The organism is Shigella sp. SIG3 (assembly GCF_053555855.1).
In genome coordinates this window covers 34,277-41,842 of the sequence record NZ_JBQZXE010000018.1, presented here as the reverse complement: position 1 = coordinate 41,842, position 7,566 = coordinate 34,277, and the positions used below count along the sequence as shown (strand labels likewise).

12 protein-coding genes are annotated in these 7,566 nt (G+C 48.9%); 8 read left to right on the top strand and 4 right to left on the bottom strand.

Features of this window, described 5'->3' with window-relative positions:
* On the top strand, window positions 1-411 hold a 411-nt coding region (gene csiR / locus ACUU1I_RS06090; protein ID WP_449144815.1), incomplete at its 5' end, for a DNA-binding transcriptional regulator CsiR.
* Here csiR and kbp read toward each other — a convergent pair.
* Both kbp and ACUU1I_RS06080 read right to left on the bottom strand, forming a co-directional pair.
* Window positions 412-861, bottom strand: a complete 450-nt coding sequence (gene kbp, locus ACUU1I_RS06085) for a potassium binding protein Kbp (RefSeq protein WP_000522424.1) — start codon at window positions 859-861, stop codon at window positions 412-414. It lies immediately after the preceding gene.
* Window positions 862-944: 83 nt separating this feature from the next.
* Complete coding sequence (locus ACUU1I_RS06080) at window positions 945-1,103, bottom strand: YqaE/Pmp3 family membrane protein (protein WP_000508177.1); 159 nt, start codon at window positions 1,101-1,103, stop codon at window positions 945-947.
* A gap of 182 nt (window positions 1,104-1,285) precedes the next feature.
* Between ACUU1I_RS06080 and ACUU1I_RS06075 the strand changes: the two genes are divergently transcribed.
* Both ACUU1I_RS06075 and ygaP read left to right on the top strand, forming a co-directional pair.
* Window positions 1,286-1,585, top strand: a complete 300-nt coding sequence (locus tag ACUU1I_RS06075) for an ArsR/SmtB family transcription factor (protein WP_000137292.1) — start codon at window positions 1,286-1,288, stop codon at window positions 1,583-1,585.
* Window positions 1,586-1,594: 9 nt separating this feature from the next.
* Window positions 1,595-2,119 carry a thiosulfate sulfurtransferase YgaP gene (gene ygaP / locus ACUU1I_RS06070; protein WP_001229466.1) on the top strand — a complete coding sequence of 175 codons (525 nt, stop codon included), beginning with the start codon at window positions 1,595-1,597 and terminating at the stop codon, window positions 2,117-2,119.
* A 46-nt stretch (window positions 2,120-2,165) separates the two neighbouring features.
* Here ygaP and stpA read toward each other — a convergent pair whose 3' ends face one another.
* On the bottom strand, window positions 2,166-2,570 hold the full coding sequence (gene stpA, locus ACUU1I_RS06065) for a DNA-binding protein StpA (protein ID WP_000115383.1): 405 nt from the start codon (window positions 2,568-2,570) through the stop codon (window positions 2,166-2,168).
* Between the two features lie 667 nt (window positions 2,571-3,237).
* Here stpA and alaE point away from each other — a divergent pair.
* The gene (alaE, locus tag ACUU1I_RS06060) at window positions 3,238-3,675 is read left to right on the top strand and encodes an L-alanine exporter AlaE (protein WP_000492650.1); all 438 of its coding nucleotides are present in this window, start codon (window positions 3,238-3,240) and stop codon (window positions 3,673-3,675) included.
* Window positions 3,676-3,711: 36 nt separating this feature from the next.
* On the opposite strand, the gene ACUU1I_RS06055 is transcribed toward alaE, so the two are convergent.
* Window positions 3,712-4,062, bottom strand: a complete 351-nt coding sequence (locus ACUU1I_RS06055; protein ID WP_000281323.1) for a DUF2002 family protein — start codon at window positions 4,060-4,062, stop codon at window positions 3,712-3,714.
* 151 nt (window positions 4,063-4,213) lie between these two features.
* Between ACUU1I_RS06055 and ACUU1I_RS06050 the strand changes: the two genes are divergently transcribed.
* From ACUU1I_RS06050 to nrdE, 4 genes are all read left to right on the top strand, one after another.
* Entirely contained in the window at window positions 4,214-4,543 is a 330-nt protein-coding gene (locus ACUU1I_RS06050) for a DUF883 domain-containing protein (protein ID WP_005070542.1), read from the top strand.
* Between the two features lie 247 nt (window positions 4,544-4,790).
* The gene (nrdH, locus tag ACUU1I_RS06045) at window positions 4,791-5,036 is read left to right on the top strand and encodes a glutaredoxin-like protein NrdH (RefSeq protein WP_001223227.1); all 246 of its coding nucleotides are present in this window, start codon (window positions 4,791-4,793) and stop codon (window positions 5,034-5,036) included.
* Window positions 5,033-5,443: a class Ib ribonucleoside-diphosphate reductase assembly flavoprotein NrdI gene (gene nrdI, locus ACUU1I_RS06040; RefSeq protein WP_000080947.1), complete on the top strand. Its 411-nt coding sequence runs from the start codon at window positions 5,033-5,035 to the stop codon at window positions 5,441-5,443. The genes nrdH and nrdI overlap by 4 nt, the downstream gene beginning before the upstream one ends.
* Window positions 5,416-7,560: a class 1b ribonucleoside-diphosphate reductase subunit alpha gene (gene nrdE, locus ACUU1I_RS06035; protein WP_000246519.1), complete on the top strand. Its 2,145-nt coding sequence runs from the start codon at window positions 5,416-5,418 to the stop codon at window positions 7,558-7,560. Before nrdI ends, nrdE begins: the two co-directional genes overlap by 28 nt.
* Window positions 7,561-7,566 lie beyond the last annotated feature (6 nt).

The window sequence follows — 7,566 nt, the reverse complement described above, 5'->3', positions numbered from 1 at the left end:
GAAGCGATGCTGGTCAGTCTGGCGATTGCCCGCGGTGGCGATGAATGGGAGGCAGACGTTCTCGCAAAAGCGCATCTGCTCAATAAGCTGGAAGCCTGTGACGCCAGCGAGAAAATGCTTGATGAGTGGGATCTGCGTCATCAGGCGTTTCATACAGCAATTGTGGCGGGCTGTGGTTCTCACTATTTGCTGCAAATGCGTGAACGGTTGTTTGATCTGGCGGCGCGTTATCGATTTATCTGGCTGCGGCGAACGGTGCTTTCGGTGGAAATGCTGGAGGATAAACACGATCAGCACCAGACCCTGACTGCGGCGGTACTGGCGCGAGATACAGCGCGCGTCAGTGAGTTAATGCGCCAGCATTTACTGACGCCAATTCCCATTATCCAGCAGGCGATGGCTGGCAATTAACTACTCTTCCGGAATACGCAACACTTGCCCCGGATAAATTTTATCCGGGCTTTTTAGCATCGGTTTATTCGCTTCGAAGATTTTATTGTACAGATTAGCGTTACCGTAGACCTGTTTGGAAATGGCACTCAGAGTGTCGCCAGACTTAACGGTATAAAACTGGCTGGCAGTGGCTGGTGTCGCCGTTTTCACCTGATCATCAACACTGGCAATACCGGAAATATTCCCCACCGCAACAAGGATTTTCTCCTTCGCCTCCTGACTCAGGCCGTCACCAGTGACCGTCGCTTTGCCGTCGGCAATTTGAATGTTCACTTTATCGGCATCAGGTATACCGGTTTTGCTCAGATGCTCCTGCACCTTCTTCGCCTGATCGTCTTTATCGTGCTGACCTGTAACCGCATCCCAGAGTTTTTCTCCGGCATCTTTCACAAAATTGAACAGACCCATAGCTACCTCATTCGTTAACGGAAACACTCAGAAAGTGTAGCAGAGGAACGCGGCGCGTTAACGCCGCGGGGGTGAGCACAGGTTTAATCGCGGGTTTGCACCCAGAACGCGTGAATCAAACCGGGGATATACCCAAGCAGTGTCAGCAGAATATTAATAATGAACGCCCAACCGAACCCTTTACCGAGCAGCACGCCGAGCGGCGGCAGAATGATGGTGATGACGATTCTCCAGAAACCCATATGTACTCCCTATAAGAAAATTACTCATTGTTTAAAAAGAGATTTTATCTCTTAAGCGTAGTAATTTTAGCGGAGCCTGCCAGTTTCAGCTTACGCTTTTACTCTCATTTACGCTGCTGAGGCTGGTATATGTTGCATTTTTAGTTTAGAGTTTACTTAATTTAGAAAATACTTAAATAAATATGACTGAACTCGCGCAATTACAGGCCAGTACCGAACAGGCAGCGGCCTTATTGAAAGCAATGAGCCACCCTAAACGGTTGCTGATTCTGTGCATGCTTAGCGGTTCCCCCGGCACCAGCGCGGGAGAGCTGACGCGCATTACCGGACTGAGCGCCTCTGCGACATCACAGCATCTCGCTCGTATGCGGGACGAAGGGCTTATCAACAGCCAACGGGATGCCCAACGCATTCTATATTCCATTAAAAATGAGGCGGTAAATGCCATTATCGCCACCCTGAAAAATGTCTATTGTCCGTAAGGAGTCACTATGGCTTTGACAACCATTTCGCCGCATGATGCACAAGAATTAATCGCACGCGGCGCAAAGTTAATCGATATTCGTGACGCTGATGAATATCTTCGTGAACATATTCCTGAAGCAGATCTGGCTCCATTATCCGTGCTGGAACAGTCAGGTCTTCCACCTAAATTACGTCGCGAGCAAATTATATTCCACTGCCAGGCAGGTAAACGCACCAGTAATAACGCCGATAAATTAGCAGCGATTGCCGCCCCCGCAGAAATATTTTTACTCGAAGATGGGATTGATGGCTGGAAAAGAGCTGGATTGCCAGTAGCGGTAAATAAATCTCAACCCTTGCCGTTAATGCGCCAGGTGCAGATCGCTGCGGGTGGTTTAATATTAATCGGCGTTGTACTGGGTTATACCGTAAATAGCGGTTTCTTCTTATTAAGTGGCTTTGTTGGTGCCGGGTTACTGTTTGCAGGAATCAGCGGTTTTTGTGGAATGGCAAGGTTGTTAGATAAGATACCGTGGAACCAACGAGCTTGAGAAGCGACGCCGGACGCGCCCTAGCAGCGACATCCGGCCTCAGTAATTAGATCAGGAAATCGTCGAGAGATTTACCTTCTGCCAGCGCCTGAGCAATTGGCTTCGGTGTACGGCCCTGACCGGTCCAGGTTTTAGTTTCACCGTTAACATCAGTGAATTTATATTTCGCCGGACGCGGCTGGCGTTTTTTACCAGCACGTGGTGCAGCAGCAGAGCTATTACCCAATAACTCTTCCGGGTTAATTCCGTCAGCTTTCATCAGCTCCAGCCAGGTGCTAATTTTTTCCTGACGCTCAGCCAGTTCACGCTGCTGCTGTTCTTCTTCTTCACGTCTTTCTTTAGTGACAACCCTGAATTTTTCGAGCATTTCTTCAAGAACGTCAATGGAGAATTCGCGAGCCATCGCACGGAGGGTGCGAATGTTATTTAAACTTTGTAACATTACGGACATAATAAAGAAAACCTTTTAACGCCAAAACAAAAAAGTATTTCGTCGCGTAGTGTAAGCGATCACTTATTATATTTCCACAAAATTTAATCTATTTACAGTCCTGCGCGAGATTATTTCAGCTGTTATTTTCTGAAACTCTCAGAATAATTTCAAGATTATATATTAGCCATTTTGATGAGTATTTTAGGTTATTGGTGAACAGAGTGGCGCTCTCTGCTCGCTAACTCCGTAAGCCTGACAAAACCGAAGTGAATAAAAATGCAATATAACAGATTAAAAGAAAACACCCCTCACTGGTGCTTTCTGCTGTTAATGTACATTTTCTGGCATCAAAAATGCTGTAAATGACCCGGTCACGACAAACACCGAATTCTCTACGCTTATAGCGTTACCTCCCCCCCAAACTTTCATTAGTGAAATTAAAGGCAAGGCCATATCCAATTGATTTAATTGAAAATAAATCATATCGGCATGTAAAAATCCACAATGTACAAAAAACGAACCGTTACGGAATATTTTATCTACAAAAGCTGACTAAATAAAAATTTTTCACTAATTTATTAGTCATAGCCAGCGATATACGCTATGCGAAAATACAGATGGCAATGAGATCCACTGCTTTCATCTCCATTAACATCCCATTACGCTTTTATTAAGGAGCATTAGCATGTTCTCACCGCAGTCACGCTTGCGTCATGCAGTTGCAGATACGTTCGCGATGGTTGTTTACTGTTCTGTCGTGAACATGTGTATTGAAGTTTTCCTCTCCGGAATGAGCTTCGAACAGTCTTTTTATTCCAGATTGGTAGCGATTCCGGTGAACATCTTAATTGCATGGCCATACGGTATGTACCGCGATCTGTTTATGCGCGCGGCACGCAAAGGCTGGATAAAAAATCTGGCTGATATCCTGGCTTATGTGACGTTCCAGTCACCGGTGTATGTGGCGATCTTGTTAGTGGTGGGCGCAGACTGGCATCAGATTATGGCGGCGGTCAGTTCAAACATCGTTGTTTCGATGTTGATGGGGGCGGTTTATGGCTACTTCCTCGATTATTGCCGCCGACTGTTTAAAGTCAGCCGTTACCAGCAGGTAAAAGCCTGACTCTTCTTTTCGCGACTGGCATCGCCAGTCGCGTCTTTAACTGGCTTCGCCAAATAAACCATTCAAATAACGTTCAAGCGCAACACGCGAACTAAAGCCATGCGGGATACCGTAATGCTCGTGTCGCTGTCGCTCGCCTGCTAAATAGAGCGGAAATTGCTGGTAATGATCGCAAGTTTTAATATCGGAAGCGGGTTCAGCCAGTGTTGAACTGCGTTCTTTTAATGTTGGATGAATTACCAGAGCGGTACGTCCCATTCGCGCTTCGCGATTAACATAGACATAATTTTCCCCACGGCGGTAACCATACGCTTTCTGGGTTACCACATCGACAGTAAAACCGACTTTTTCAAGTACGCGCGCCACCTCGTCTGGTCGTAAATACATATTTGATCCTCGTTATTTTCAACCGCGGGCCTACCTTACCTGATTGCGCATTCACAACGCTTTCAGAAAAGTCCATAAAGCCGCGATGAACCTCAGTTAAGAAAATTATGGTCTACACTGAAAATTACATCGAATTCTAATGGGGGATCATATGTTTAACCGACCGAACCGCAACGACGTTGATGATGGCGTGCAGGATATCCAGAATGATGTCAATCAATTAGCTGACAGCCTCGAATCTGTATTGAAGTCCTGGGGCAGCGACGCCAAAGGGGAAGCTGAAGCCGCACGCAGTAAAGCTCAGGCGTTGCTGAAAGAAACCAGGGCGCGAATGCATGGTCGTACTCGCGTCCAGCAAGCCGCGCGCGATGCCGTTGGCTGCGCGGATTCTTTTGTTCGTGAAAGACCCTGGTGTAGCGTGGGTACAGCAGCTGCGGTAGGTATTTTTATCGGCGCACAGTTAAGCATGCGCAAATCGTAGTGCAAAAATGATAATAAATACGCGTCTTTGACCCCGAAGCCTGTCTTCGGGGTTTCTTTTTGCCTGGTGAATCACAAAAATCCCCCTCCCCCGTCACGCTCATATCCAGGGTAATTTCGATCACTATTTGCTATATATTGTGTGGTTGAATCTTTTTTCAACTACATCTAGTATCTCTGTATCAACAGAGAGACAACCCGACGCGTATCATCGCGCCGTATCTTCATTTTAAACAGAAATACGAATCATGCGCATAACTATTTATACTCGTAACGATTGCGTTCAGTGCCACGCCACCAAACGGGCGATGGAAAACCGGGGCTTTGATTTTGAAATGATTAATGTCGATCGCGTTCCTGAAGCAGCGGAAGCGTTGCGTGCTCAGGGCTTTCGTCAGTTGCCGGTAGTGATTGCTGGCGATCTTAGCTGGTCTGGTTTCCGTCCGGACATGATTAACCGTCTGCATCCAGCGCCACACGCGGCCAGTGCATGAGCCAGCTCGTCTACTTCTCCAGCAGCTCCGAAAACACGCAGCGTTTTATCGAACGTTTAGGTCTGCCCGCGGTGCGCATCCCGCTCAATGAGCGGGAACGGATTCAGGTAGACGAGCCTTACATCCTGATCGTGCCCTCTTACGGCGGCGGCGGTACGGCTGGCGCGGTGCCACGACAGGTAATTCGCTTTTTAAACGACGAGCACAACCGGGCGTTGCTTCGCGGCGTTATTGCTTCTGGTAATCGCAACTTTGGTGAGGCGTATGGCCGCGCCGGAGATGTGATTGCCCGGAAATGCGGCGTGCCGTGGCTGTACCGTTTTGAACTCATGGGTACGCAAAGCGATATCGAAAACGTTCGTAAAGGAGTAACCGAATTTTGGCAACGACAACCGCAGAATGCCTGACGCAGGAAACGATGGATTACCACGCGCTGAATGCGATGCTTAATCTTTACGATAGCGCAGGTCGCATTCAGTTCGATAAAGACCGCCAGGCCGTTGACGCCTTTATTGCGACGCATGTGCGTCCGAACAGTGTGACCTTCAGTAGCCAGCAGCAGCGCCTGAACTGGCTGGTCAACGAAGGTTACTATGATGAAAGCGTTCTTAATCGCTACTCTCGCGACTTTGTCATTACGCTGTTTGCCCACGCACACACCAGCGGTTTTCGTTTCCAGACATTCCTCGGGGCATGGAAGTTTTACACCAGCTATACGTTGAAGACATTCGACGGTAAACGTTATCTGGAAGATTTTGCCGATCGAGTCACGATGGTGGCGCTGACGCTGGCACAAGGCGATGAGACGCTGGCGTTGCAACTGACCGATGAAATGCTGTCAGGACGCTTTCAGCCAGCCACGCCAACATTCCTCAACTGCGGTAAGCAGCAGCGCGGCGAACTGGTTTCCTGTTTTTTGCTGCGTATTGAAGACAATATGGAGTCGATTGGTCGGGCGGTAAATTCCGCACTGCAGCTGTCGAAACGCGGCGGCGGCGTAGCATTTTTGCTGTCGAATCTGCGGGAAGCGGGCGCGCCAATTAAACGTATTGAAAATCAATCTTCTGGCGTAATTCCGGTGATGAAAATGTTGGAAGACGCATTTTCCTATGCCAACCAACTCGGCGCGCGTCAGGGGGCAGGTGCAGTCTATTTACATGCTCATCATCCCGATATTCTGCGTTTTCTCGACACGAAACGGGAAAATGCCGACGAAAAAATCCGCATTAAAACACTGTCGCTGGGCGTGGTGATCCCGGATATCACTTTCCATCTGGCAAAAGAGAATGCGCAGATGGCGCTGTTTTCGCCCTATGACGTTGAGCGAGTTTATGGCAAGCCGTTTGCCGATATCGCCATTAGCGAACACTATGACGAACTGGTTGCCGATGAACGCATCCGCAAAAAATACCTCAACGCCCGTGATTTCTTCCAGCGACTGGCAGAAATCCAGTTTGAGTCCGGCTATCCCTACATCATGTATGAAGACACAGTAAACCGTGCTAACCCTATCGCCGGGCGCATAAATATGAGTAATCTCTGCTCAGAAATTTTGCAGGTTAACAGCGCCTCAGAGTATGACGAGAATCTCGACTATGCCCGCACAGGCCATGATATTTCCTGCAATTTAGGTTCGTTGAATATTGCGCACACCATGGATTCCCCCGATTTTTCCCGCACGGTAGAGACTGCCGTGCGCGGTTTAACGGCGGTGTCAGATATGAGTCATATCCGCAGCGTGCCGTCCATCGAAGCCGGAAATGCCGCCTCGCACGCCATCGGACTGGGGCAGATGAATTTACATGGTTATCTGGCGAGGGAAGGCATCGCTTATGGTTCGCCGGAAGCCCTGGATTTCACCAATCTCTATTTCTATACCATCACCTGGCACGCACTGCGTACCTCGATGTTGCTGGCGCGCGAACGCGGTGAAACCTTCGCCGGGTTCAAACAGTCACGCTATGCCAGTGGTGAATATTTCAGCCAATATCTGCAAGGTAACTGGCAGCCGAAAACGGCGAAAGTTGGCGAACTGTTTGCCCGCAGCGGTATTACGTTACCTACCCGTGAGATGTGGGCGCAACTGCGCGACGACGTGATGCGCTACGGCATATACAACCAGAATCTCCAGGCGGTGCCGCCAACCGGGTCTATCTCTTATATCAACCATGCTACGTCGAGTATTCATCCGATTGTGGCGAAAGTAGAGATACGCAAAGAGGGCAAAACAGGACGCGTTTACTACCCTGCCCCGTTTATGACTAACGAAAATCTGGCGCTGTATCAGGACGCTTACGAAATTGGCGCAGAAAAGATCATCGACACCTACGCGGAAGCGACTCGCCATGTCGATCAGGGGCTGTCGCTGACGCTGTTTTTCCCCGATACCGCCACCACTCGCGATATCAACAAAGCGCAGATTTACGCCTGGCGCAAAGGTATCAAAACGCTCTATTACATCCGCCTGCGTCAGATGGCGCTGGAAGGCACTGAAATTGAAGGCTGCGTCTCCTGTGCACTTTAAGGAATA